The sequence below is a fragment of the bacterium genome (assembly GCA_035419245.1).
Taxonomy (GTDB): domain Bacteria; phylum Zhuqueibacterota; class Zhuqueibacteria; order Residuimicrobiales; family Residuimicrobiaceae; genus JAKPUX01.
In genome coordinates this window covers 1-26964 of sequence record DAOLSP010000009.1, presented here as the reverse complement: position 1 = coordinate 26964, position 26964 = coordinate 1, and the positions used below count along the sequence as shown (strand labels likewise).

Below are 26964 nucleotides of genomic sequence, written 5' to 3'. Positions count from 1 at the left end.
TAGGTGTGAAAAAAATTGGCCTCTTATTCATTCTGGGTCTCGTGCCAGTCCTGGACACGTGGGCTCAGGATAACGCTTCGCTGAAACTCTGGTATGATGAACCGGCCAAACAATGGGTCGAGGCGTTGCCGATCGGCAATGGTCGTTTGGCTGCCATGATCTATGGAAATCCGGCGCGGGAAACGATCCAGCTCAATGAAAATACCATCTGGGCAGGTCAGCCGTACCGTAATGACAATCCTGAAGCCAAAACCGCATTGCAGCAAGTTCGGCAATTGATTTTTGACGGTCATTACAAAGAGGCGCAGGATCTGGTGAATCAAAAGTTCATCAGCCGGAATTCCCAGGGTATGCCGTATCAGACCGCCGGAAATCTCAACCTCGTATTTCCAGGACATGAAAATGTCGCCAATTACTATCGTGATTTGAATATCGAAACCGCAGTGGCAAACACCCAGTACGATGTCGATGGTGTGACCTTTACCCGTGAAATTTTTGCTTCTTTTCCCGAACAGGTTATCATCTGCCGAATTTCTGCCGGTAGACCGGGCATGCTCAATTTCACCGCGTCCCTGACGCATCCCCTGCCGGTCCGTATCGCCACAGAAGGGAATGACAAGATAATCATATCCGGAACAACCGGCGATTGCGATTCCATTAAAGGCGCAGTCAGGTTTCAAGTGCTGGTAAAAATAATGACCGTTGGAGGTGTGGTATCCGCAAAGGAGAACGGCATTGCTGTAACCGATGCCGATCAGGCGACACTCTATATTTCGATCGCCTCCAGCTTCAGGAATTATCACGATATCAGCGCTGATGCCAGCGCAAGAGCAAACGCTTTTTTAAACGCTGCTTTAAAAAAGAATTATGCCCGGACTCTAAAAGAACACATTGCCGATTATCAGCGCTTCTTTCAAAGGGTGAGCCTTGATTTGGGGGCGTCGGTTGCCGCCCAAAATACCACCGATGTTCGAATTAAGGAATTTGCCGAGGGAAACGATGCATCATTAGTCGCCCTGGCTTTTCAGTTCGGCCGTTATTTGCTCATCTCATCGTCTCGGCCCGGCGGTCAGCCGGCGAATCTTCAGGGTATCTGGAACGATCAGCTTTATCCGCCCTGGGACAGCAAGTATACCGTCAATATCAACACGGAAATGAACTATTGGCCGTCCGAGGTCACCAACCTCAGCGAGATGAATGAGCCGCTGATTCAGATGATACAGGAGCTTGCCGAAACCGGCAAACGAACCGCCAGAGAGATGTATGGCGCAAAAGGCTGGGTGCTGCATCACAACACGGACCTGTGGCGCATGACTGGCCCCATCGACGGGTCCTTTTGGGGCATGTGGCCGATGGGCGGCGCCTGGCTTTGCCAGCATCTGTGGGAGAAATATGAATTCCACGGCAGACAGGACTATCTCGAGACGGTTTATCCCGTTCTTAAGAGCGCGGTTGAATTTTACCTCAGTTTTTTAGTGGAAGAACCCCGGCATCATTGGCTGGTTGTATGTCCCTCAGTTTCTCCGGAAAATGCGCCATCCTGTCATCCTGAATCATCCATCTCTGCCGGTACCACCATGGATAATCAATTGCTGCTGGATTTGTTTACCAAGACGATCCGGGCCGCGACCATCCTGCACCGGGACCGGGAGTTCGTCCTCAGTATCCGTGATGCGCTGAAGCGTTTACCACCTCTGCAAATCGGGCAATACGGTCAATTGCAGGAGTGGCTGGAGGATTGGGACAATCCGGATGATCACCATCGGCATGTCTCCCATTTGTACGGGGTTTATCCCTCCAATCAGATTTCACCCTTCCGGACCCCGGAGCTGTGTGCGGCCGCACAAACCTCACTGCGGCACCGGGGCGATCCCTCTACCGGCTGGTCCATGAACTGGAAGATCAATTTATGGGCCCGCTTTCTGGATGGCAACCATGCCTATCAGTTAATAAAGAAACAGCTCAGTCTGGTCGATAAACCAGAGTTTGAAAAAGGCGGGCTCTATCCCAATATGTTCGATGCGCATCCTCCTTTTCAAATCGACGGGAATTTCGGCTTTACGGCCGGTATTGCGGAAATGCTGGTCCAGAGCAACGATGGCGCTATTTTTGTCCTTCCCGCCTTACCTGAGGCCTGGAGCAGCGGAAGAGTAAAAGGCCTGCGCGCCCGCGGCGGATTTGAAATAGAAAATATGGAGTGGCAAAACGGCGAAATCTGCACATTGACGATTAAATCCCATTGGGGAGGCCAGTGCCGGATTCGTTCCTACTCGCCGTTGCGTTGTGACGCGAAGGCTGAACTCGTTCAAGCGAAAGGCGAGAATCAGAACCCATTTTATCAGGTACCGCAAATAAAACAACCCGTGATTTCTGCGCAAGCGAAACTGGAACCGATCAAGGGGCGCGACACATTTTTGTATGATGTGGCCACGAAACCAGGTGAAAAGTATGTTTTTATCCGGAATCCCTAACGACCGTGATTCCGTTATTCAACCTGGCCTTCGCCAGTCCTTGATACTTTACTGAAAGACGTCCATTTGGGGGGGTATGAAGGCAGAACAATGAATAACCGTACTTATTTTCCATTCATACGAGGTATTTGCAGCTTTTGCATCCTGATCGTTGCATCGATCACCGTTTCACAGACTGTTCTGGATCCGAATGCCAGGGTAGAAATGATCGCCACCGATATTCTTCAACCGGAAGGCCCGGTTTGGCATCAGGGCCTTGGCTTGCTGTTTTCGGATATAAAGGGCAATAAAATCTATAAATGGACAGCTGAAAACGGCAAAGAGATATTCCACCCCCACTCCGATAGTACCAATGGTTTGACTTTTGATTTGCAGGGACGGCTAGTGGCCGGTCAAATGGGTTTGAGGAGGGTCGTACGTTTTGAAAAAGACGGATCGCAAACGGCCCTGGCCGACAAGTATGAAGGTAAAAGATTCAACAGCCCCAACGATCTAGTCGTCAAATCCGACGGCGCCATCTTTTTCACCGATCCTGATTTTAATATCCCCCGCGGGCAACAAAAGGAACTGAGCTTTAACGGAATTTATCGCATCGGTCCGGCCGGAAACCTTTCCCTCCTAGCCACATTAACGCTGCCAAACGGCATCTGCTTTTCGCCGGATGAAACCAAACTGTACGTGAATGATTCGCAGGCGCGCAAAATTTATGTCTGGGACGTTGTTGATGATTCAACCCTGTCGAATAAAAAACTGTTCTATACCATTCCCACGTTCGGGTATGCCGACGGAATGAAAACAGACCAACAGGGAAATATTTACTGTACCTGTTCCTCAGCCGTGTGGGTGATCTCTCCCGACGGATTGTTGCTCGGACAGATCAATTTGCCCCAGAATGCTTCTGCTTCCAATTGCGCCTGGGGTGATGCCGACCGGAAGACCTTGTTTATTACGGCGGGAACATCGCTCTACAAAATCAGACCGCTGGCCACCGCCGTCGAGAAAAGCAGGCAGAGCATGCCGGAAGGGTTCCAAGTTTATCAAAATTTCCCCAATCCTTTTAATCCGGTCACCAATATTGCTTATTCGATCCCTCGGGCTGCTCCGGTTTTGCTCCAGGTGTACGATCTGACCGGAAAAGAGGTGGCCACGATTGAGGATGCTGCCAAGACGGCCGGCACGCATGTGGCCGTGTTCAACGCAGCCCCGTTGGCGAGCGGAGTCTATTATTACAGACTGACGGCGCTCGGCCATTCGGCAACAAAAAGATTAACCGTCATAAAGTAAAACGATTTTTCCGAAAGGATTGACTGGTGCACCCTTCTAAATTTGTTGTATTTCTGTTTGCCGCTCTCGGCTTTATCAGCGTTGATATTCAGGCCCAAAATCCGATCATCCTGGATCAGTTTACCGCTGATCCTGCGGCTCGAGTATTTGACGGAAAAGTGTACCTGTATCCTTCACACGACATTCTCGCTGTTGAAGGCAAGGGCCGCCCCGGCTGGTTCTGCATGGAAGATTATCATGTCTTTTCCTCTGAAAACCTCTGCGACTGGACCGATCATGGCGTGATTGTCAGTCAAGATAAGGTTCCATGGGTCAATGCAAATTTCTATGCCCTGTGGGCGCCGGATTGCATCCGCCGTAACGGTAAATATTATTTTTATTTCCCTGCTCCGCCAGCCGATACGACGCTGGGCAGAGGTTTTTTCATCGGTGTCGCCGTGTCCGATAAACCCGATGGTCCCTTTATTCCGCAACCAGGGCCCATGTTAAAGGCCCGCGGCATCGATCCGAATCCTTTTATCGATAAAGACGGGCAGGCTTATCTGTATTGGGCGGCGAGAAATTTTTATGTGGCCAAGTTGAAAGAGAATATGCTGGAGCTCGCCTCTGAACCGCAGGTGGTTCAGGGTCTGCCTGAAAAGGGCTTGAAAGAGGGTCCGTTCGTGTTTGAACGCAACGGCCTTTATTATCTGACTTTTCCGCATGTGGAAAACAAAATCGAACGGCTCGAATACGCCATCAGCCGTAATCCCATGGGACCGTTTCAAGTTGCCGGCGTGTTGATGGATGAATCTCCCGACAGCTGCTGGACCAACCAGCCGTCCATCATCGAATATCAGCAGCAATGGTACCTTTTCTATCACAGCAATGACCTGTCACCCCGTTTTGATAAAAACAGGTCCGTAAGAATCGACAGTCTGTTCTTCAATGACGACGGCACCATTAAAAAAGTAGTACCTTCTTTGCGCGGCGTCGGCATAACGGATGCTTCTCAAAAAATCCAGATTGATCGTTACAGTCGTACCAGTCCTTCCGGCGTAACCGTTGCGTTCCAGGACACGCTATGCAAATCCAACGGTTGGAAGGTTACACTCTACGCCAAGCACTCCTGGGTGCAATACAACGCAGTGGATTTTGGCGAAAGACGATACACGACCGTCAGCGTACGCGCTGCAGCCGAGTTTGGCGCCAAGCTGCTGCTGCGGCAGCAGAACGCGGAAGGTCTGATCATCGCCAAGGTGACTGTTCCAAAAGCTATGGAGTGGAAAACCGTCACTACTTCCATCTCAGGCCTACAACCGGGGATACAGAATTTGGTGATGGTGCACAATGATGAAAATCCCGTTGCAGTCGATTGGATAAAATTCGAATAGTGCCTGGAGGAATCAATGAATCGAGGAACCGTGCAGCACTTAATCGTCACGATATTATTTTCTCTGCTCCTGTCTTCGTCATTGCCTGGTCAAACCAGTGTCATCGACGCCGGCCGTCATCAGATTATTAATTGGGAAAAGACGCACACGGCCCAACTTTCGGGCAAGGTATCATCAGGCAAAACTAAAGTGGAATGGCGATGCCCGCAGAATGCCGATGTCGTTTTTGAAGACGCAGAAAATCCGGTCACTCGGGTGACGTTCCCGCGACCCGGATATTATCACCTCATTCTTTCCGGCGAGGACTCGCTCCGGAGTTCGGTCGTTGTCAATGTATTCCAACCGAACGCTTACCAAGATCGTGTGGCTGATTTGATCGGTTTAATGACCGTGGATGAAAAAATCCGGCAGTTGACCAACGAAACGGACGCCATTCCCCGATTAGCCGTGCCAAAATATAACTATTGGAGTGAGGCACTGCATGGTGTATTGGCCAGCGGTGCGACGTCCTTCCCACAAGCAGTGGCCATGGGCGCCACCTGGGATCCGGACGCCGTCTACCGGGTCGGCGTTGCCATAGGGGATGAGGCGCGCGTCATAAACGCGACCTCCGGCAAGGGATTGACCTATTGGAGTCCTACGATCAACATTGCGCGGGATCCGCGTTGGGGGCGGAATGAAGAGTCGTACAGCGAGGACCCGTATCTTTTATCCCGCATGGGCGTCGCTTTTATCAAAGGCATGCAGGGAAACGATCCGTATTATTTGAAAACGGTTTCCACTCCGAAGCACTTCATGGCCAACAACGAAGAAGCGCGCCGTCACACCGGTTCCTCCGATGTCGATATGCGCTGCATGTTTGAATACTATTTGCCGGCCTTTAAGCAGGCGATCGTGGAAGGGAAAGCCTATTCCATTATGGGCGCCTATAATGAAATCAATCATGTACCCTGTAATGCGAACACCTTCTTGCTGACCGATCTGTTAAGACGGAATTGGGGATTCGACGGTTTTGTGGTTTCCGATTGCGGCGCCGTCAATGACATGGTCTTCGGACATCGTTTCTTCAAAACCGGAGCAGAGGCCGCGGCGAGAAGCATTCAAGCCGGATGCGACCTGGATTGCGGATGGGAGTATCGCCAATTCCTGCCGGAAGCGCTTAAAACTGGATTGTTGGAGGTTAAAGATCTCGATCGTGCGTTGGCAAGAGTATTCGCCGCCCGTTTCCGTCTCGGTGAGTTCGACCCGCCGGAAGCCGTGCCTTACCGTTCGATCCCCAAAGAGCGGCTTGACTGCCAAGAGCATCGTGCATTGGCGCTTGAAGCTGCGCAGAAATCCATCGTACTGCTCAAGAATGAGGGCGTATTACCGTTAAAAAAGGAAAAGAGCAAGTCCATTGCCGTTATTGGTCCAAATGCAGCGGAACTCCAACTCGGCATCTACAGCGGCTGGCCGAATATTCAGATCAGTCCACTGGCCGGCATAAAGTCCAAAGCCGCTGCTCTGGGTCTGCAGGTTGAGTATGCGATGGGCTGCGTCATTATGCCCGGATTGCTGCGTCCCATTGAGCCGCAGTTCTTCACTCGCGTGGAGGGCACGAATAAAACCGGAATGAAGGGAGAATACTATGCCAATATGGATCTCTCGGGAAAACCGGTTATTACGCGCATCGACTCCATGATCAATTTTAATTTCGGCACCAGCGCTCCCGCTCCCGGTCTGCCGGAAGATCGTTTCTCCATTCGCTGGAAGGGAAAAATAATCCCGTCTGAACCCATTCATCATCTCGGCGTCAGTACGGATGACGGCAGTCGTCTGTACCTGGATGGCAAGCTGTTGATCAACGACTGGATGGATCACTCTGAACAGCCGAGCAGTGTGGCCGTGGATTTGCAGCCGGGCCGGGAATATGAAGTCGTGTTAGAACAATATGACAATGGTCTGGGCGCCTGTGCCAGACTGACATGGGATCTTGGGCAAAAAGAGTACAAAGATGCCAAGGAAGCAGCTGCGCGAAATGATGTGGTCATCCTTGTGCTCGGCACGTCGCCGGGCATGGCTCGCGAGGAACTGGACCGCAGCGAGATCGAGTTGCCGCAAATACAGAGAGACCTTATCCAGGAAGTTGCCGCCGTTAATCCAAATGTGGTAATAGTGCTGGTAAACGGCGGTCCGGTCGCTCTGGCCGGAACGGAAGCCAAAGCCAAGGCCATCGTGGAAGCCTGGTATGGCGGCGAATACAGCGGCCAGGCGATTGCCGATGTCCTGTTCGGCGATGTCAATCCGGGCGGCAAACTGCCGCAAACATTTTATGCCTCGACACTGCAGCTGCCGCCGATGTCGGATTATGATCTGATTCATAATCCGCGCACCTATATGTATTTCAACCAGCCGGTTCTCTTTCCGTTCGGGCATGGCCTCTCCTATACCCAATTTACCTACAGCAATTTGACGTTCACCTCTGATCGGATTACAAAAGAGGGCGAAGTAGAACTTAGCTGTACGGTGCAAAACACCGGTCGTGTGAAAGGTGATGAAGTGGTGCAAATTTATGCTCATCCCATGGCTGCGAGCATCAAAACGCCGATCAGGCAATTGAAACGGTTTCAAAGAATCAGTCTGGCCCCCGGCGAGAACCGAACGCTTTCATTCAAGATACCGGCGGCAGAATTTTCTTTTTACGATACCGCCAGCAACGATTTTAAAACGGAATCTGGACCTTGGGAGGTACTCGTCGGGAGTTCGTCGCAAGATATCCGTTTAAAAAAATCCATCATCATCGAGTGACGACTGTAAGGCCCTTCAAGAGAAACCATCAGCCAATCAGTAAAAACACATTGGATGTAACCTCGTTTTCAGGAGAGTTGATTATGAAAAACATAAGGTATTTAACTGTTGCTCTGTTTTTGTGCCTGCCGATTGTGCTCTGGGGACAGCCGGTGGTCAACAAGCTAGTGGTGCATGCCGAATTGGCGCAGGATACCATCAGCAAGTATATCTATGGGCAATTCTCAGAACACCTCGGACACTGCATATACGGTGGTATTTGGGTGGGGGAAGCCAGCACCATTCCCAATACCCGCGGTATACGCAATGACGTGGTCGCTGCCTTGAAGAACATCAAGGTCCCGGCGATTCGCTGGCCGGGAGGCTGTTTTGCAGATGAATATCATTGGCGCGACGGTATCGGTCCGCGAGCGGATCGTCCCAAGATCGTCAATACGAATTGGGGAGGAGTAACGGAAGACAACAGCTTTGGCACGCACGAATTCATGGACCTGTGCGAGCAGCTCAACTGCGAGCCCGTCATTTGCGGAAACATCGGCAGTGGCACGGTTCAAGAGATGTCGGAATGGGTGCAGTATCTTACCTCCGATGGCGACAATCCAATGACAGCGCTGCGCAAACAGAACGGCCGGGAAAAACCCTGGAAAGTAAAATTCTGGTGCGTGGGCAATGAGACCTTTGGCTGCGGCGGCATCATGTCCGCAGACTTTTATGCCAATGAACTGGCGCGTTACTCCTTTTTCCTCAAAAACTATGGCAGCAATTCGCTCTACAAGATATCTTCCGGCGGTTTGCCTGAGGATTATGACTGGACCGAAACGATCATGAAAAAATGGCAGACCACCGATGGCTGGCTACAGGGCTTTCTGGGCGGATATTCTCTGCATTTCTACACGGTGAACGATTGGAACAAGAAGGGATCAGCGACGAACTTTGGCGAGGCGGATTGGTTCGCCACGCTGTCGCGCACCTTGCACATGGAAGAACTGGTGCAAAGACATGCTGCGGTCATGGACAAGTACGATCCGCAGAAAAGAATCGGCCTCGTCGTCGATGAATGGGGCAACTGGTTCGACGTGGAACCTGGAACAAATCCCGGCTTTTTATTTCAGCAAAACACACTTCGCGATGCCATGGTGGCAGCCGTCAACCTGAATATTTTCCACAATCATTGTGACCGGGTCAAGATGTCCAGCATTGCACAAATGGTCAATGTGCTGCAAGCGATGATTCTCACCCGGGGAAGCGAGATGGTGCTGACACCGACCTACTATGTATTCAAGATGTACACGGTACATCAGGATGCAGTGCGGCTGCCGATCGATCTGCAAAGCGCCGCATATACATCCGGAACGAATTCGATACCAGCGTTAAGTGCATCCGCTTCACGGGACCAGGCCGGAAAAATTCACCTCTCACTGGCCAATCTTGATCCGACCAATAGCCAGAAGCTTCGTTGCGAGTTGCAGGGCAAGACAGGCACCAAGGTCACCGGTGAAATCATCACCGCCGCGAAAATGAATGACTATAATGATTTCGGCAAACCGGAAACCGTGAATATCAAGCCGTTCACAGGCGCGCAAGTGCAAAACGGCATTCTGACGGTCAACCTGCCGGCCAAATCGATCATAACACTGGAAATCAATTAAGAGACCGCGATGTGCACCTTGAATAAAGCGCTGCTTCGGGCCGCTATGTTTCTGTTGCTCTTTTTACCCGCACTCTACGGCCAGGCGAATCAAAAATGCCGGGCTATCATATTGACGGACATTGAAGCAGATCCTGACGACACGCAATCCATGATCCGGTTGCTTTTATATTCAAATGAAATCGAGATAAAGGGATTGATCGCCACTACTTCGATTCACCAGAGAAGCAATGTCTATCCTGAATCGATTCGCCGACTGATTCGCGCCTACGCCAAAGTGCAGGCCAATCTGCTTAGGCATGCAGCGGGTTATCCTGAGGCTGATTCATTGTTGCAGCTGGTCAAACAAGGTTTGCCGGTCTATGGCCTGCAAGGCGTTGGCGTTGGGCAAGATTCGCCGGGTTCTGATTGGATCATCAAGGAACTCGATGAAAACGACCAACGACCGTTATGGGTGTGCGTGTGGGGTGGGCCCAATACGCTGGCTCAGGCGCTTTACAAGATTGAAAAAAACAGATCAAAAAACGAGGTGAAACGTCTGCTCGCCCAACTTCGGGTTTACACTATCTCGGATCAGGATGACAGCGGTCTGTGGATAAGGAAAAATTTTCCGGATCTGTTCTATATTGTAAGTCCCGGTGGCTATGAAAATTCGACCTGGGGCGCTATTCATCAATTCGTACAGGGCATCAATAACCAGACTGTCAGCAACAGCTGGCTGGCGCACAACATTCAACAAGGTCACGGCCCACTCGGCGCGCTCTATCCCGATGTCGGCTATGGCATGGAAGGCGATACACCGTCCTTTTTGTCTTTAATTCCCAATGGATTGAATGTGCCGGAGCGTCCTGACTGGGGCGGATGGGGCGGGCGTTATGAAAGATACATACCCGGGTATGCGTCGTTTAACTTTGGATTTACCGGCGGCGTACCCATCGAGCCCGAATCCCGGGAAATCTGGAGCAATGCGATTGATAAATACGAACCCTATCAGATATCTGAATATGGCCGAGCTGTTCAAAAGGACACGGTTACATTCACCGGTAATCGAGTGACCTTGTGGCGCTGGAGAGATGATATTCAAAATGATTTTGCCGCGCGCATGGACTGGTGTATCAAATCCTATCCTATGGCGAATCATCCACCGGTCCCGGTCTTGGCGCATCCAGAACAAATAACGGTTCAATCCGGTTCAGGATTTTGGCTGGATGCCGGTGGTACGCATGATCCGGACGGCGACAACCTGAGCTATCTTTGGTTTCATTACCCGGAACCTGGTTCATTCAAAAAAGAAATTAAAATCGCCTCGGCGGAGAATTTATACAGAGTGTTTTTGCTGGCGCCGGAAGTCGATAAAACCGAAATTGCTCATTTCATACTGCGCGTTACCGATAAAGGTGATCCGCCGCTGTCACGCTACAAACGGGTGCTGGTAACCATTGAACCGAAATCAAGGTAATCGAATGAAATCAGGTTTAATTACATTTATTTGGATATTGGCGCTTTCCTTCCCAGCCGGCGCACAGGAAATAATCGACCTGTATCCGGGCGCTGTTCCTAATACAAAGGCGTCTGCTGTCACGGAAACCGGAAACGATCAGCCTGCAGGCATCATTTCCGGCGTGACCAAGCCGACCCTGGAAATCTATCTGCCGGATAAAGACAAGGCGACCGGCGCCGCGGTCATCATCTGTCCAGGCGGGGGTTACCAGGTGATTGTCTACCAGTCGGAAGGCGTCAAAACGGCGATAGAATTCGCAAAGAACGGAGTGGCTGCTTTTGTGCTAAAATACCGGATTCCGGATGATGCCACCATGCAGGATAAAAAAATTGGTCCTTTGCAGGATGCTCAACAAGCCATTAAGCTGGTGCGAGAAAATGCTGCAAAATGGGGAATTGAACAAGTCGGGATTATGGGCTTTTCCGCGGGCGGACATCTGGCCTCCACGGCCGCCACGCATTTTGACCGGGTCGTTATCAACAATGATGCCAAAGTGAATCTGCGGCCGGATTTTATGATACTCGTCTATCCGGTGATCAGTATGCAGGACAGTCTTACCCATCTTGATTCGAGAAAAAATTTGCTAGGCGACAATCCATCCCCGGAAATCATCGGGCAATTCTCCAATGAATTGCAGGTCAATGAGAACACCCCGCCTGCCTATATTACCCATGCAGGAGATGACCAATTGGTCGATGTAGACAACAGCATCGTTTTTTATGAAAAGTTGCGGCACTGCCGCGTTCCAGCCGAACTGCATATTTATCCCCATGGCGGTCACGGTTTTGTCCTGTTTCAGCAGCCTGCGGATTGGATGCCGTCCATATTCAAATGGATGAAAAATTCAAAATTGTGGAGATGAATCATGAAACGATTACTTGGGGCCATTTTAATTTTCTTTGCCTACCCTCTTATGGCCAATTCACAAAGCATCATCAAACATGCGCCATCCGGTTTTGACGATTTACGCGCGGATATTGCCCATGGCAAAATCGACACCGTCTATTACCACTCAAAAACAGTCGGCACCAAACGCAAAGCGCTGGTCTATACGCCGCCCAATTATGTCAAGAAGGTCCAATACCCGGTGCTCTTCCTTCTGCACGGCATCGGCGGTGATGAAAAAGAGTGGCTCAATGGTGGTCAGCCGCAGGTGATTCTGGATAATCTCTATGCTGAAAAGAAAATCGCGCCCATGATTGTCGTCATGCCCAACGGCCGGGCCATGAAGGACGATCGTGCTGTCGGTAACATCATGGATCCAGAAAAGGTGCAAGCGTTCGCCGCTTTTGAACAGGATCTACTATCTGATTTGATCCCATTCATCCAGAAAAGGTATCCGGTGCTTGCCGATCGCGAGCACCGCGCCATTGCCGGTCTGTCCATGGGCGGCGGACAGGCATTGAATTTCGGCCTGGGCCATCTGGATACATTTGCCTGGATTGGCGGTTTTTCAGCGGCGCCGAACACCAAGAGTCCTGAATTGCTGGTACCGGATCCGGAAGAGGCTAAAAAGAAAATAAAGCTGTTGTGGATTTCCTGCGGCGATAGTGATGGTCTGATCCTGTTCAGTCGGCGCACGCACGATTATCTGCAAGCCAAAGATGTTCCTCATATTTTTTATATCGAACCGGGCGTGCACGACTTTAAGGTCTGGAAAAACGACCTGTATATGTTTTCCCAGCTTTTATTCAAACCAGTGGACGCGTCCCGATTCAACAAGTACAGCGTCTTGGGCGTTCCTGCCGCCAGCAACGTCCGCAGAGCCCAATATCCGCAAATCCTGCCGGACAGCCGGGCCATATTTCGACTCAAAGCGCCGCAGGCGCAAAATGTCCAACTCGATCTGGTCAAGAAATACGACATGGTAAAAGATACGTCCGGAGTCTGGGAGGTCACCACCGATTCGTTGAGCGAAGGTTTTCATTATTATTCCATCCTGATTGACGGCGTGGCGGTCGCTGATCCGGCCAGCGAAACGTTCTATGGCATGGGACGCATGGCCAGCGGCATCGAAGTGCCGTTCAAAGGCGACGACTATTACGCGATAAAAGACGTCCCGCATGGAGAGATCAGAAAAAAGCGCTATTTTTCGACGGTGTTCTACCGATGGCGGCAATTTTATATTTATACGCCTCCCGGCTATGACGCCAATCTCCATGAAAAATACCCGGTGCTGTATATATTGCACGGCGGTGGTGAAGACGAACGCGGCTGGGCCACCCAGGGTAAAACCGATTTGATTCTGGATAATCTTATCGCCGCCAATAAGGCCAAGCCCATGCTGGTTGTCATGCCGGATGGAAATGTGGATATATCCGGCTTTGACGAAAATACCTTTAAAATATTTTCGGCAGAACTGAAACAGTGTATTATTCCGTTTATTGAAAAGAATTATCGTGCGGAGACCGATGCCAAAAATCGGGCGCTGGCCGGTTTATCGATGGGCGGGCTGCAAACCCTATATGCCGGCATTAATAACACCGATCTATTCTCCTGGTTGGGCGTATTCAGCTCCGGCTGGATCATACCCATGCAGAATAGTCTGGCGGATGCGCAATACGAGTTTATGGCAAAAAATGTCGATCGCATCAACACCAACCTGAACCTTTTCTGGATCTCGATGGGCGGCAAGGAAGATATCGCCTACAACAACTGCCGGAAAATGCTGGAAAGATTCGACGAGATGAAGATAAAGTATGTCTATAGTGAATATCCCGGAGGCCACACGTGGCCGGTATGGAGGCACAATCTGTATGATATGGCCCCTTTGCTGTTCAGATGAATTCCATACTTACCCGGCCCGGATAAACCGGAACCAAAAGTCGGACATCTTCGAGATGTTCGACTTTTCTCGACCATTTTACGCGAAAAACTAATCACGCTACACTAAATTGATTGGAGGTCAAAATGAATTCTATTCGCAATCGATCGTCCATGAGTCTCCTTAGTATGCTCGTGTTGTTCATCATGACTTCGGGCACTGCGCTGGCTCAGCTGGTGACCAACGGCGGATTTGAGAGTTCCAATCCGGGCGTGGTCGATGCGGCCGGCATCAAGGGCTGGCTGATTCAGGTAGCGAGCGGCATCACACCACCACCGATCTTCGAAATCACCAGTGATACGGTCAAACAGGGCAACCGGGCGTTAAAAGTTGTGATCCAAGCCGTCGGAACCAATCAATGGGATATTCAGGCGGTGGCCGACAGTATTCCCGCGAAAAAGGGCACGACCTATAATTTTTCGGTTTGGGCCAGATCGAAAAAGAACGGCGCGAAGGTCAATTTTACAGTAGGCAATTACTCTTACTCGGAATACGGCGCTATCCGTCCTGCCACACTCGGCACGCTATGGAAAGAGTATACCATGCGGTTTACGGTAAGTGACGACCAGGCCTATATCCGGGCACCGATTCATTTCAGTTATTCCGGCGATATCGGCAATGTCATTTACATAGATAATCTAAGAATAACGGATGTGAACGCTCCCAAACTGCCGGTGATAGTCGAAGCCGAATCCGGTAAGATCGGCAGTTTCTTTTCCAAAACACAGGACGGCGCTGTCACCTATATCACTACGACCCAAAACTATACCGGGCTTGCCAGTCCTGCTGACACGAACCGGATAGCCACCTACCAGGTCGCTTTTCAGGATTCGGGCTATTACAATCTGTTTGTTCGCCTGCGCGTGGGCGCCGGCGGCTATGACGATGACAGCTTTTTCTACGGTAGAGGTTTTGGTGTAAAAGGCGATACCGCCAGTGCAGATTGGATTTTCATCAACGGACTGGCCGGTGCCGGATTTGCCAATGCGGCCGATTATGTGGATGGTCCCGGAGCGCTGGGGACACAAATCTGGAAATGGGTGAACGTTACCAAGAATTTGTACCAGGGCGCTTCACCGGAAAAATCATTCTATGTCGCTCCGGACAGCCTGGATAAAATATTTCAAATCGCCAGTCGCGAAGACGGATTGCAGATCGACAAGATCGCCTTTGGTAAAGCGCAATATTTTTATACCGTTGATGCTCTGAATAATGGGTTGCCCGGCTCTACCGCAAAAACACCGCCTGATTCCAGCAAATATTTTCAAGGTCCGCCTTTGGCCGCCGGAGCCGATAAATTTTTGGGCAACGCCTACGGTGATGTACCTGATGACTTGTTTGCAAAATACTGGACACAGCTATCGCCCGGAAACGCCGGCAAGTGGGGATCGGTCGCAGGCACGCAGGATACCACAAAATGGAATTGGACTGGATTGGACAGAGCCTATAATTACGCGATAAATAACAACATGCTATTTAAGGAGCATACCTTGATCTGGGGCGCTCAGCAACCTTCCTGGATTTCCGCTTTGGACTCTGCCCAGCAGATCAAATATATTGAAACCTGGTTCAGAATGCTGGCTAAAAGATATCCCAAAATTGATATGATCGATGTAGTCAATGAACCCTTGAACGACCACAATCCGCCGGATGGGAGCGGAAACCCGGCGCGCGCCAATTATAAAAAAGCTCTGGGCGGTAATGGCAGCACCGGCTGGGACTGGGTCATCAACGCCTTTGCGTTAGCCAGACTGTATTTCCCGAAGTCGCAACTCATTTTGAATGATTTTGGCATTATCAATGACGATGCCGCGACCACCACCTACCTGAAAATCATCAACCTGTTGAAGCAGAGAGGATTGATCGACGGTATCGGCGTTCAAGGGCATCGCTTTGAACTCGAATCGGCCAGCACAACCACCTTGACGAATAATCTCAACAGGCTTGCCGCAACCGGACTGCCGATCTACATCACTGAATTGGACCTGGGCAATCTCAGCAATTACGGCACTCCCAATGACACTCAACAATTGGATCTGTTTAAAAAAATCTTCCCGGTCCTGTGGGAACATCCTGGGGTGAAAGGCATAACCCTTTGGGGATATCTCGAAGGGCAGATGTGGCAAACCACCTGTTACCTGGTGCGCGCAGACGGAACCTGGAGGCCCGCCATGCAATGGCTGGCTCAGTATATCAAAGACTACAAGACTCTTGTCGAGCGGAACGAACCGGAACAACCGGGAATTTTCAGATTGGAGCAAAATTATCCCAATCCCTTCAATCCTACGACCAGAATCAGGTTCGATATTGATGCACCTGCAAAAGTAGTCCTCAAAATTTACGATCTGCTTGGCCGGGAAACTGCCACTTTGGTAAACGAAAACCTGAACGCCGGAGGCCACGAAGCAGTCTGGGATGGAAAAAGCGGCGCCGGCGCTCCGGTTCCCAGCGGCACCTATTTATACCGACTCGTAGCCGGCGATCGGACGGTGACTCGAAAATTAGTGCTGCTGCGTTAGCAGGCCATGACCAGCTCTTTCTCGTTTTTCCCGGAAAATGAGAAAGAGCTTTTTCACGGTCGAAACCGTAGGATCTGCAAATCGTGTTGCTGCAGAGTATGACAAATGCGTATCGTACCTCCGGCTTCGTCGTATCCCGGGACAATAACAATAAGGCGGAAAAAATGTCACACATGCTTATCGAAGATACTCGTCCCGTGCTAAAAGCAGGAATGGGCATGGCAGCCTCCATCCTCAAGCCGCATTTTCTCTTCATTGCTGTTTTGTTCTGCTTTCGTGCCTCGTTTAGCCAAACGCTGCAGGTCAATGACCTGGGCTACTTTGAAACGCCAGGCGTCAATGTCCTGGTGTTCAGCAACCAGTATAACGGTTTCTTTTTTGATGAAAAGACGGCCGGTATTGAACTCATCCATCACGGAGTGAGAACGGCAACCGGCGGCGCCGTCAGGTTGCAGAATACTCCGGAACAATGGGACCTGGTGCCTGCCGTCGTGGATCGCAAAGTGGATAAAAAGAACAACGTCATCGAGGTTACGCTCCGTTATAAGGAATTCGACTTTGACTCCCGGATCCGGGTTGCAGCCAAGGATAAGGGCGTAGAGATCGACGTTTTTCTTGATAAACCGCTTCCCGAAAAGCTGGAAGGTCATGCCGGATTTAATCTGGAATTTCTGCCTGCTGCGTATTTTGAAAAATCCTATCTGGCGGACGGCAAGCCGGCCAATTTCCCTCTGTATCCCTCCGGTGATACCGTCGTTAAACCCAGCGCGCAAAAAATAGCGCAATTCGCCGGTCATTCAACTTTTGATGACCGGGGTAAAGGCGAGTTTATCCTCCCCCTCCCTCTTGCCACAGGCAAAACCATTGCCCTGGCGCCTGAAGATCCGGAACGTTTTGTCCTGATCAGGTCTGCGGACGAAATCTTGAGCTTATATGACGGCCGCAATCTGGCGCAAAATGGATGGTATATTGTGCGCAGTTTGATTCCTGCCAAAAAATCAGGTCTGGTGCTCACGTGGTATCTGCAAGCCAATGCGGTGCCCAATTGGAAACGGGCACCGGTGATCGGCTTTTCGCAGGTGGGGTATCGGCCTAACCAGCACAAGGTCGCGGTCATCGAATTGGACAAGAATGACACGCCGTTGGCCAAGGCAACCGTCTATCAGGTCACGCCGGACGGCAAGCCGGTCGCCATGTTTACAGCCAATGTGCAACCCTGGGGCCGTTTCCTGCGCTACCAATACTTCAAGTTTGACTTTACTCCGGTGCAGGATTCCGGCCTCTATTTCATACAATATGGTCAGCAAAAAACCAACAGCTTTCCCATCGGCACTGAGGTCTATCGCAACATTTGGCATCCCACCCTGGATGTTTGGTTTCCGGTGCAGATGGATCACATGAAGGTCAACGAGGCGTATCGCACGTGGCATGGTGTTCCGTACCTGGATGATGCACTGCAGGCGCCGCTCAATCAGCAGCACTTTGACGGCTATACCATGGGCGCCACCACAGGTACGAAATACAAACCTCTGGAACGCATCCCCGGTCTGACTGTCGGTGGCTGGTTTGACGCCGGCGATTTCGATATTCAGACCGATTCTCATTGCGCCGCTATTCTGAGCTTCGTCGACGCTTGGGAGAATTTCGCTCTCGATCGTGATGAAACGTATATTGATCAGGACACCCGTTATGTTGATATACATCGCCCGGACGGCAAGCCGGATATTTTACAGCAAATTGAACACGGAACGCTGAATCTGGCCGCACAGGTGAAAAATATCGGGTTCCCGGTACGAGGCATTGTCGTTCCCAAGCTGCATCTCTACCACCATCTGGGCGACGCCTCCACCATCACCGATAATCTGCCCTATAATCCCGCTTTAAAACCTTATGAATCCGATGGCCAATCCAGCGGCACCATGGATGATCGCTGGGTATTTACCGAACGAACGGCCTGGACCGACTATCATACCGTCGCCGCTCTGGCTGCAGCCCATCGTGCACTGCTGAATTTCAACCGACCTCTGGCTGAAGAGTGTCTGACTCTGGCCCGAACTCTGTGGGAGGAAGACAACCAACTATTTAAAGGTCCTGATACATCCAGATGGGCAGCCTGGTTTGGTGGCAACGTCAAGCTCATGGCTTCACTGCAGTTGTTCCTTTCAACAAAAGACGAGACCTATGGCCGACTTTTCAAAGAATCCATCTGGCCCGAACTGGATCGAGCATTGCCTTATAGCATATCCACAGCATTGCGCGCCTGGCCTTACATGGATGACGCATATCGTGTCAGGCTGAAGGATTATGTCGTCAAGTATAAAGAGTATATGGATGGACTCGCTAAAGAAAATCCCTATGGCGTGCCGATGATTTCAAGGGGCTGGGGCGGGAACAGCATGATCGTCAGGTGGGCAATTGACAATTACTATGCACACAAGGCCTATCCTGAAATCATCGATTCAGAGTACATCTACAAAGGCTTGAACTATATCATGGGTTGTCATCCCTATTCGAACATGTCGTTCGTCTCTTCCGTGGGCACCGTATCGAAAAAAATTACCTATGGAAATAACCGTGCCGATTTTCGATTTATTGCCGGCGGCATTGTTCCCGGTCTGTTGCTGTTGCAGCCGGATTTCCCAGAGAACAAGGATGACTGGCCGTTTCTCTGGGGTGAAAATGAGTGCGTGCTGGATAACTGCGCTGAATATATCTTTCTTGGCCGAGCGGTAAACGAATTGAAAAACTAGGCTTCTCCATGAAAACCGCAATTTAGATAGCGAGGTACGGATGATAAAAAAGGCGCAGTCGTTGCTGATCCTGTTTATGGCCGTTGTTAGTACAGAAGCAATTTGCTTGGAGAGCTATAAGATACAGAGTCCAGATAATAAAATTTTAGTCGATTTCAGATTAACGCCCCTCGGTGAACCAGTCTATTCGATCTCTTATTCGGGTGTTACGGTCCTCAAACAATCCAGACTAGGTCTGGTCAGAAGTGACGGCGATTTCTCCACCCATCTCTCCCTTAGTGCTGTTTCCGACGTGCAGTTGGTTCGCGACAGTTATCAATTGCTGCATGGTAAAAGAGTGCGTTGCATCTATTCCGGCAACAAACGCACCTTTTATCTAAAGAATCCAAAGGCACAAACCCTCAAGATCATTTTTCAGGTGTCGGACGACGGCGTGGCGTTCAGATATCATTTCCCGGAGAAAACGACAGCCAAAGTGAGAATCTATCGAGAATCGACTTCTTATCACTTTGACCCGGCCGCAAAAGCGTTTTTGCAGCCCTGCGCCGACGCCAGGATGCAATGGTGCTACTCTTCGCCCTCTTACGAAGAGTATTACAATCTGGACATTCCGGTTGGCGTCGTTGCTCCCAATGCGGCCGGTTGGGTTTTGCCGGCTCTGTTCAATTATGGCAAGTATTGGATCTGTCTCAGCGAGGCGGGCGTGGATACCAACAATTGCGGATCACGTCTCGGTCAATTCTCTCCGGATGGAGAATACACGGTGCAATATCCGCAACCGCAGGAGAGCAAATCTGGTGGACCGGCTTTGCCTGAATCGACTCTGCCGTGGCTTTCGCCCTGGCGTATTGTGGCCCTGGCCGATAACCTTGCCGGTCTCGTCGAGTCCACTTTGGAAACCGATTTGGCTGCTCCGGCAAAATATGATGTTTCTTCATGGCTGGAACCGGGCCTTGCGTCCTGGAGTTGGGTCATTTTGAAGGATGATTCGACTGTTTATGATGTGCAACGGCGCTATATCGATTTCAGCGCCGCCATGAACTGGCGATACTGCCTCATCGATGCCCAGTGGGATACGCAAATCGGTTATGAAAAGATCAAACAACTGGCGGATTATGCGAAAACAAAAAACGTAAAAATCCTGCTCTGGTATAATTCGGCCGGCGATTGGAACACTACACCCCAAACGCCGCGCAATAAATTGCTCACCCGGGAATTGCGACGCGCCGAATTTCAAAAGTTGCATGATTACGGTATTGGCGGCATCAAAGTTGATTTTTTCGGCGGCGACGGGCAGTCCATGATGACGTATTATATGGATATTTTGCAGGATGCGGCCCAATACGAACTCGCAGTAAATTTTCACGGCAGCACTTTTCCCCGAGGATGGCAGCGGACCTTTCCCAATCTCATCGGCATGGAGGCGATCCGGGGAGAGGAATATGTGACATTCGGCCAATTCTTTGCCGACAACCAGGCTTCGCATTGTACGGTCATCCCCTTTACCAGAAATCTGTTCGATCCGATGGATTTTACACCGGTCAATTTTTCCGGCATACCGAATGTCCAGAGACGAACGACCAACGGTTTTGAACTGGCGCTTTCGGTTCTTTTCACCTGCGGTATTCAGCATATCGCCGAAACACCCGGCGGCATGGCGGCGCAGCCGGATTATATCAAAGAGTACATGCGGACTGTACCGGTTATCTGGGATGATGTCCAATTCATCGACGGCTTTCCCGGAAAATACGTCGTCCTGGCGCGAAAACAAGCGAATCGCTGGTATATCGCCGGCATCAACGGTGAAAATTCTCCACGCCCGTTGGCGCTGGACCTGTCCGTTCTGGCTGTCTCCGGCGAAGGGGTCCTCATGACCGATTCTGCCGATGCAAAAGAGGTTGTCCAGCAAGCGGTCGATTGTTCCCGCCCGATCAAGCTGGTTTTGTCTCCTCAGGGCGGATTTGTCATTAGAACCGATTAGCACCAAAAATATTGCAGACAAAATATCTCGCGCCGTCAGCGTCAGTTGAAAAGTTATTGACCGCCGGATCAAGACCGATGCCCACGAGTGTCCTGCTCGTCTGGAAAGGAACTATAAAAATGAAAAAGATTTTGCTGCTTGCTGTGTTCGCTCTGTTTTTTGCGCATCTCCAGGCCCAAACGCTGCCATATCAGAATCCGGGAAAAAGTTCGCTGGAGCGAGCCCGGGATCTGCTCGGTCGACTGACGCTGGAGGAAAAGGCTGTTTTAATGTGCGATATTTCTGAAGCTATTCCGCGACTGGGCATCAAAAAATTCAACTGGTGGAGTGAAGCCTTGCACGGTTTGGCGAATAATGACAGCGTGACCGTTTTCCCGCAGCCAATCGGCATGGCCGCTTCCTTTGATGACGCCCTGGTATATCAAATATTCGATGCCGTTTCCGACGAAGTTCGCTCTAAATACAACCAGGCCCAGAAGCGGGGTCTGGAAAATCGCCGTTTTCTGAGCCTTTCGGTCTGGACCCCCAACATCAATATTTTCCGCGACCCGCGTTGGGGGCGAGGCCAGGAAACTTATGGTGAAGACCCTTACCTGATGACGCGTATGGGCATGGCTGTAGTCAGAGGACTGCAGGGCCCTCCTGAGAGTCGATATAAAAAGCTCTTGGCTTGCGCCAAGCATTTCGCCGTTCACTCCGGACCGGAATGGAGCCGTCACACGCTCAACGTCAATAACGTTGACCCGCGCGATTTACGGGAAACTTATCTGCCGGCGTTCAAAGCTCTGGTTCAGGATGCCGATGTCCGGGAAGTGATGTGCGCCTATCAGCGTTTGGATGATGAACCCTGCTGCGGCAACACGCGGCTGCTGCAAAAAATCCTGCGGGATGAATGGGGCTTCAAATACCTCGTCGTTTCCGACTGCGGCGCCATTTCTGATTTTTATACCAGCCACAAAGTATCCTCGGACACGCTGCATGCCGCGGCCAAAGGCGTATTAGCCGGAACCGATGTAGAATGCGCCGGCCCGGCCTACCTGCAATTGCCGAAAGCCGTGCAAAAAGGCTTGATCGATGAAGAAGAAATAGATCAAAGCGTGCTGCGCATACTGGCCGCTCGTTTTGATCTGGGAGAAATGGATGATGATGCCTTGGTGCCCTGGACGAAAATTCCAGCTTCAGTGATCAATTGCAGCGAACATCGAAAATTGGCGTTGGATATGGCCCTTGAAACCATGACTCTGTTGCAGAACAGAAATCATGTTTTGCCTCTCTCCCGCTCCATAAAAAAGATCGCCGTGATCGGGCCCAACGCCGATGAGGCCAGAATGATGTGGGGAAACTACAATGGCACGCCTTTGCATACCATAACGATCCTGGATGGTATCAAATCCAAACTCCCTGCTGAAAAAATTGTCTATGACCGGGGATGTGACCTGACAGATAAAACGTATATTGAATCCATTATCGGAAAGTGTTCCATTTCCGGCAAAGTAGGCATCAAAGCAACGTATTGGAACAACCGTGATCTGACCGGAGACGTCGCCGCCACCGTGCAGATCACTCAGCCAATCCAATTAACGACGGATGGGCAGCATGCCTTTGCACCAGGCGTGAATCTGCAGGATTTTTCCGGGAAATATGAGACGGTCTACAAACCTTCCGAGTCGGGTGAAATCATTTTCAAAGTGGAACCCAGGGGTAGATTCGAACTGGTTGTAAACGCAGATACCCTGTACAAGCCGGTCCGGTTTGGACCGCGTACGCTGCGCATTCCGCTCAAAGTAGAAAAAGGCAAGGAATACAAAATCGAGGCCTGTTTTCGACAGATTGGCCGCTGGCCCGCCGGCCTGCGTATGAATTTCGGCAAAGAAATGCCGGTCAAATTCGATGAACTCATCAAAAAGCTGCATGGCATCGATATCGTTGTATTCGCAGGAGGTATTTCTTCTCAGCTGGAAGGCGAACAAATGCCGGTTGAATTGCCCGGTTTCAAGGGCGGCGACCGTACGGATATCGAACTCCCTGAAATTCAGCGAAACTGCTTGCAGGCTCTGAAACAAGCCGGCAAACAAATTATCCTAGTGAATTGCTCAGGATCCGCAATGGGTTTGATGCCGGAGACCGAAACCTGTGCGGCCATTCTCCAGGCATGGTACGGCGGCGAATCCGGCGGACAGGCGGTCGCCGATGTCCTGTTCGGTGATTACAATCCGTCCGGCAAACTGCCGATCACGTTCTATAAGAACATCCAACAGGTGGGCGATTTTGAAGATTATTCCATGAAGGGACGCACCTATCGCTACATGTCTGATCCACTTTATCCTTTTGGCTTTGGATTAAGTTATACCGCTTTCTTGATCGGCGAGGCAAGTTTGAATAAGATGAAAATCAACAAGGAAGAATCCGTCGAGTTGACCATTCCAGTTTCGAATATCGGCAAACGCGATGGAACGGAAATCGTTCAGGTTTATGTCCGCAAGGCCAATGAAACGGAAGGACTGCTGAAAACCCTAAAGGGTTTTCAACGGGTCGATGTGGCTGCCGGAAAAACCCAAAAAGCGATCATCAATCTGCCTGCCGGGGCATTCGAGTTTTTCGACAGGAAAAGCGGTAAAATGGCCGTGACGCCCGGAGAGTATCAGGTTTTCTACGGCAACAGTTCGGACGCAAAAGATTTGAAATGGATCACCATTGCGATTCAATGATCGTTCGATTTGTATTTCCCGCTGCTGCTCAAGCCATTGAAAAGTAAAAAGTAATAACGGTTACAGCCGTCGGCAAGCCGGATACGCAGGCTATGCCTGCAAATGTTTCGTTGTAGTATGTTCTCAAAGAGGCCTGAGATGAAATTTAAACTTCCATATATTATGAATCCTTTATTTTTACATGCAATTTTATCAGCGATGTTTACCGTTGCTTTCGCTCAGCCGCAAACAGGGGAGCTGTTCACCAAATCATGGCGCTTTCATCTCGGCGATGTCAAGGATGGACAGAATTCCAAGTTTGATGATTCGCAGTGGAGACTGATAAACCTGCCCCACGACTGGAGTATCGAAGGGCTTGCTCAATTCGATACGAGCGAGACGGAGGCGCCTGAATTCAATATTGTGAAAGGTGAATGGAAATTCAATAAAGGCGACAATCTGCTTTGGAAGGACCCTGGCCTGAACGACATTTCCTGGCAGATTGTGAAACTCCCTTCCACCTGGGAAGAACATTCAAACTACACTCCGGATAATGTGTATGGCTGGTACCGCTGCGGATTGACTGTTCCTGCGGATCTAAAAGGAAAAGATATCGTCATCAGCGTCGGCAAAATTGACGATGCTGACGAGACTTACTTCAACGGCGTAAAAGTGGGCGGTATGGGTTCTTTCCCTCCCAACTATATAACGGCTTGGGATCTTTTACGGCATTATAAAGTCCCTCACGAAATAATCAAGTACGGCGAAATAAACACCATCGCCGTTCGGGTGTTCGACGGGATCATGGGCGGCGGCATTTATAATGATGGCGAAAAAGTGATTGAAGGACCTTTTGACTCAACCTGCCCGGGCGGAAGCGGTGCGGGATATATCAATGCAGGAATCGGCTGGTACCGGAAAGAGTTTGCACTGCCGGAAAATATTCAAGACAAGCGGGTTTTCATCATATTTGACGGCGTGTATATGAACAGTGACGTCTGGATCAACGGCGTTCATCTCGGTAATCGACCTTATGGCTATTCCAGCTTTCAGTATGAATTAACCCCACATCTGAAATTTGGTCAAGACAAAAATGTATTGGCGGTCAGGGTAGAAGTTCAGCAACCCTGCTCGCGCTGGTATTCCGGCGCAGGCATTTACCGGAATGTAAGATTGAATATCAAGGAACCGGTTCATATCGCTCCATGGGGGATTATGATCACAACCCCGGAAGTGTCTGAAAGCGAAGCAACGGTTCGCGTCGAAACCAAGATTCAGAATCAATCCGGTTCTGTCGTACCAGTAAAGCTTGAAACTGTCATTGAGGATGAAACCGGACGTCGGGTTGCCAAAAGGAGCAGCGTTTTTCAGGAAATTAAAGCGGACAGCATTGGCATTTTCGAACAGTTTATAAAGGTCGCAAAACCCAGGTTGTGGTCACTGGAAAATCCGACGCTGTACTGCGTTGAATCCAAAATCCTTGTGCAAAACAATAGTGTGGATGCCTGTAAAACGCTTTTCGGCATCCGCACGTTTGAATTTACAACAGACAAAGGTTTTTTCTTGAATGGCAAACACGTCGACATCAAGGGCGTGTGCCAGCATCACGATCTGGGATGCCTTGGCAGTGCCATCAACAAACGGGCCATCGAACGTCAGTTGGAAATCCTGAAAAGCTTTGGCTGCAACGCCATTCGCACAAGCCACAATCCGCCTGCACCCGAGCTGCTGGATTTATGCGATCATATGGGGTTCCTGGTCATGGACGAGGCGTTCGACGAATGGATCAGAAACAAGACCATGTTCGGATATGGCTCGTTTTTTAACCAATGGAGCGAGCGGGATCTACGGGACATGATTCATCGCGACCGGAACCATCCCAGTATTATCCTGTGGAGCATCGGCAACGAAATCCCCGAGCAAAATAATGCTGATGCATACGAGATGTCAAAGCGGCTTGTGGATATCTGTCATGCGGAAGACCCGACGCGGCCTGTCACTTCGGGATGTAATACCCCGGAAGCGGCCATCCAGAGCGGCTTTTCAAAACCACTCGACCTGTTCGGCATTAATTATTCCATGCCCTTCTACCAGACGCTGAAAGGCAAGGCGAAGTTGATTGCCACTGAAACTGCTTCGGCCGTCAGCACTCGTGGAGAATACAATCTGGTTCAAGAAGGAGATACGCTGGTTATCAAAAAAGAGTTGAATAACCAGTGCGCTTCTTACGATATGACCACGCCCAGTTGGGGAAGTACCGCGGAAGCTACGCTCAAAGCGGTCAAAAGCGCACCGTGGGTTGCCGGTGAATTCGTATGGACAGGGTTTGACTACATTGGCGAGCCGTCGCCTTTTGCCTGGCCTTCAGTGAGTTCTTATTTCGGTATTGTGGATTTATGCGGATTTCCCAAAGATCGCTATTACCTTTATCAAAGCCAGTGGACAACCAAACCAATGGTTCATATTCTTCCCCATTGGAACTGGCAAGGTTTCGAAGGCAAGGAGATACCGGTCTGGTGTTACAGCAATTGTGAATCAGTGGAATTGTTTTTGAATGAAAAGTCACTTGGCGAAAAGATATTCCGTGATACCGAGGACTTGCATTTGGCATGGCAAGTCCCTTACGCTCCGGGAACGTTAAAGGCTATTGCTAAGAACAATGGATTGACCGTGTGCACGGATATAGTTCAAACCGCAGGTTTAGCGGCCAAAATAAGGCTGACGCCGGATCGTGCCGAAATCAGCGCCGATGGCAAGGATCTTTCGTATGTTAAAGTCGAGATTGTGGATCAGGAAGGTCGTGTCTGCCCCAATGCCAACCATCTTGTGAAATTCGTAATTAAAGGCGCAGGCGCTATTGCCGGAGTGGACAACGGGAATCCCACCAGCCATGAGCATTTTAAAGCCAGCGAGCGAAGGGCATTCCACGGTTTGTGCCTTGTTGTGATCCAGTCGCAAGAGAACTCTGGAGAAATAAAACTTGAAGCGACGACGGATGGCTTGAAAAATGCAGTAGTAACATTAAAAAGCCTGTGATAAGATCGGTAAATAAATTAGCCCTGACTAATATCAGCAGAAAACAGCGAGTCAAGTCCAAAATCTTGTGTAAAAGTCAATGCTTATGGGCGTAATACCAGTA

Annotated in this window: 13 protein-coding genes; all 13 read left to right on the top strand. The window is 50.3% G+C overall.

The genetic code is table 11. The features are described 5' to 3' along the window. The first annotated feature begins 5 nt into the window (after positions 1-5). The 13 genes from PLH32_11685 (at position 6) to PLH32_11625 (ending at position 26861) form a co-directional block, all read left to right on the top strand. On the top strand, positions 6-2471 hold the full coding sequence (locus tag PLH32_11685; GenBank protein ID HQJ65265.1) for a glycoside hydrolase N-terminal domain-containing protein: 2466 nt from the start codon (positions 6-8) through the stop codon (positions 2469-2471). Positions 2472-2561: 90 nt separating this feature from the next. Further along, positions 2562-3755, top strand: coding sequence for an SMP-30/gluconolactonase/LRE family protein (locus PLH32_11680; GenBank protein HQJ65264.1), 1194 nt, complete (start codon positions 2562-2564; stop codon positions 3753-3755). Between the two features lie 26 nt (positions 3756-3781). Continuing rightward, positions 3782-5128 (top strand): family 43 glycosylhydrolase, encoded by a 1347-nt coding sequence (locus PLH32_11675; protein HQJ65263.1) that lies wholly within the window; start codon positions 3782-3784, stop codon positions 5126-5128. Positions 5129-5143: 15 nt separating this feature from the next. After that, complete coding sequence (locus PLH32_11670; GenBank protein ID HQJ65262.1) at positions 5144-7915, top strand: glycoside hydrolase family 3 C-terminal domain-containing protein; 2772 nt, start codon at positions 5144-5146, stop codon at positions 7913-7915. 83 nt (positions 7916-7998) lie between these two features. Further along, entirely contained in the window at positions 7999-9564 is a 1566-nt protein-coding gene (locus tag PLH32_11665; protein HQJ65261.1) for an alpha-N-arabinofuranosidase, read from the top strand. A 45-nt stretch (positions 9565-9609) separates the two neighbouring features. Continuing rightward, the gene (locus tag PLH32_11660) at positions 9610-11022 is read left to right on the top strand and encodes a DUF1593 domain-containing protein (GenBank protein ID HQJ65260.1); all 1413 of its coding nucleotides are present in this window, start codon (positions 9610-9612) and stop codon (positions 11020-11022) included. Between the two features lie 4 nt (positions 11023-11026). Continuing rightward, complete coding sequence (locus tag PLH32_11655) at positions 11027-11926, top strand: alpha/beta hydrolase (protein ID HQJ65259.1); 900 nt, start codon at positions 11027-11029, stop codon at positions 11924-11926. Positions 11927-11929: 3 nt separating this feature from the next. Beyond that, positions 11930-13849, top strand: coding sequence for an alpha/beta hydrolase-fold protein (locus tag PLH32_11650; GenBank protein ID HQJ65258.1), 1920 nt, complete (start codon positions 11930-11932; stop codon positions 13847-13849). A gap of 125 nt (positions 13850-13974) precedes the next feature. Further along, positions 13975-16407, top strand: a complete 2433-nt coding sequence (locus PLH32_11645; GenBank protein ID HQJ65257.1) for an endo-1,4-beta-xylanase — start codon at positions 13975-13977, stop codon at positions 16405-16407. Positions 16408-16490: 83 nt separating this feature from the next. Further along, entirely contained in the window at positions 16491-19157 is a 2667-nt protein-coding gene (locus PLH32_11640; GenBank protein HQJ65256.1) for a glycoside hydrolase family 9 protein, read from the top strand. 40 nt (positions 19158-19197) lie between these two features. Continuing rightward, the gene (locus tag PLH32_11635) at positions 19198-21138 is read left to right on the top strand and encodes a glycoside hydrolase family 97 catalytic domain-containing protein (protein HQJ65255.1); all 1941 of its coding nucleotides are present in this window, start codon (positions 19198-19200) and stop codon (positions 21136-21138) included. A 119-nt stretch (positions 21139-21257) separates the two neighbouring features. Further along, positions 21258-23846 (top strand): glycoside hydrolase family 3 C-terminal domain-containing protein, encoded by a 2589-nt coding sequence (locus PLH32_11630; GenBank protein ID HQJ65254.1) that lies wholly within the window; start codon positions 21258-21260, stop codon positions 23844-23846. A gap of 138 nt (positions 23847-23984) precedes the next feature. Next, a complete protein-coding gene (locus PLH32_11625; protein ID HQJ65253.1) occupies positions 23985-26861 on the top strand; it encodes a glycoside hydrolase family 2 TIM barrel-domain containing protein in 2877 nt (958 codons plus the stop codon). Positions 26862-26964 lie beyond the last annotated feature (103 nt).

Excerpts from the sequence above, each read along its gene's own strand:
- PLH32_11680 (HQJ65264.1), top strand. The coding sequence starts at position 2,562 with ATGAATAACCGTACTTATTTTCCATTCATACGAGGTATTTGCAGCTTT.
- PLH32_11670 (HQJ65262.1), top strand. The coding sequence starts at position 5,144 with ATGAATCGAGGAACCGTGCAGCACTTAATCGTCACGATATTATTTTCT.
- PLH32_11665 (HQJ65261.1), top strand. The coding sequence starts at position 7,999 with ATGAAAAACATAAGGTATTTAACTGTTGCTCTGTTTTTGTGCCTGCCG.
- PLH32_11660 (HQJ65260.1), top strand. The coding sequence starts at position 9,610 with ATGTTTCTGTTGCTCTTTTTACCCGCACTCTACGGCCAGGCGAATCAA.
- PLH32_11655 (HQJ65259.1), top strand. The coding sequence starts at position 11,027 with ATGAAATCAGGTTTAATTACATTTATTTGGATATTGGCGCTTTCCTTC.
- PLH32_11650 (HQJ65258.1), top strand. The coding sequence starts at position 11,930 with ATGAAACGATTACTTGGGGCCATTTTAATTTTCTTTGCCTACCCTCTT.
- PLH32_11645 (HQJ65257.1), top strand. The coding sequence starts at position 13,975 with ATGAATTCTATTCGCAATCGATCGTCCATGAGTCTCCTTAGTATGCTC.
- PLH32_11635 (HQJ65255.1), top strand. The coding sequence starts at position 19,198 with ATGATAAAAAAGGCGCAGTCGTTGCTGATCCTGTTTATGGCCGTTGTT.
- PLH32_11630 (HQJ65254.1), top strand. The coding sequence starts at position 21,258 with ATGAAAAAGATTTTGCTGCTTGCTGTGTTCGCTCTGTTTTTTGCGCAT.
- PLH32_11625 (HQJ65253.1), top strand. The coding sequence starts at position 23,985 with ATGAAATTTAAACTTCCATATATTATGAATCCTTTATTTTTACATGCA.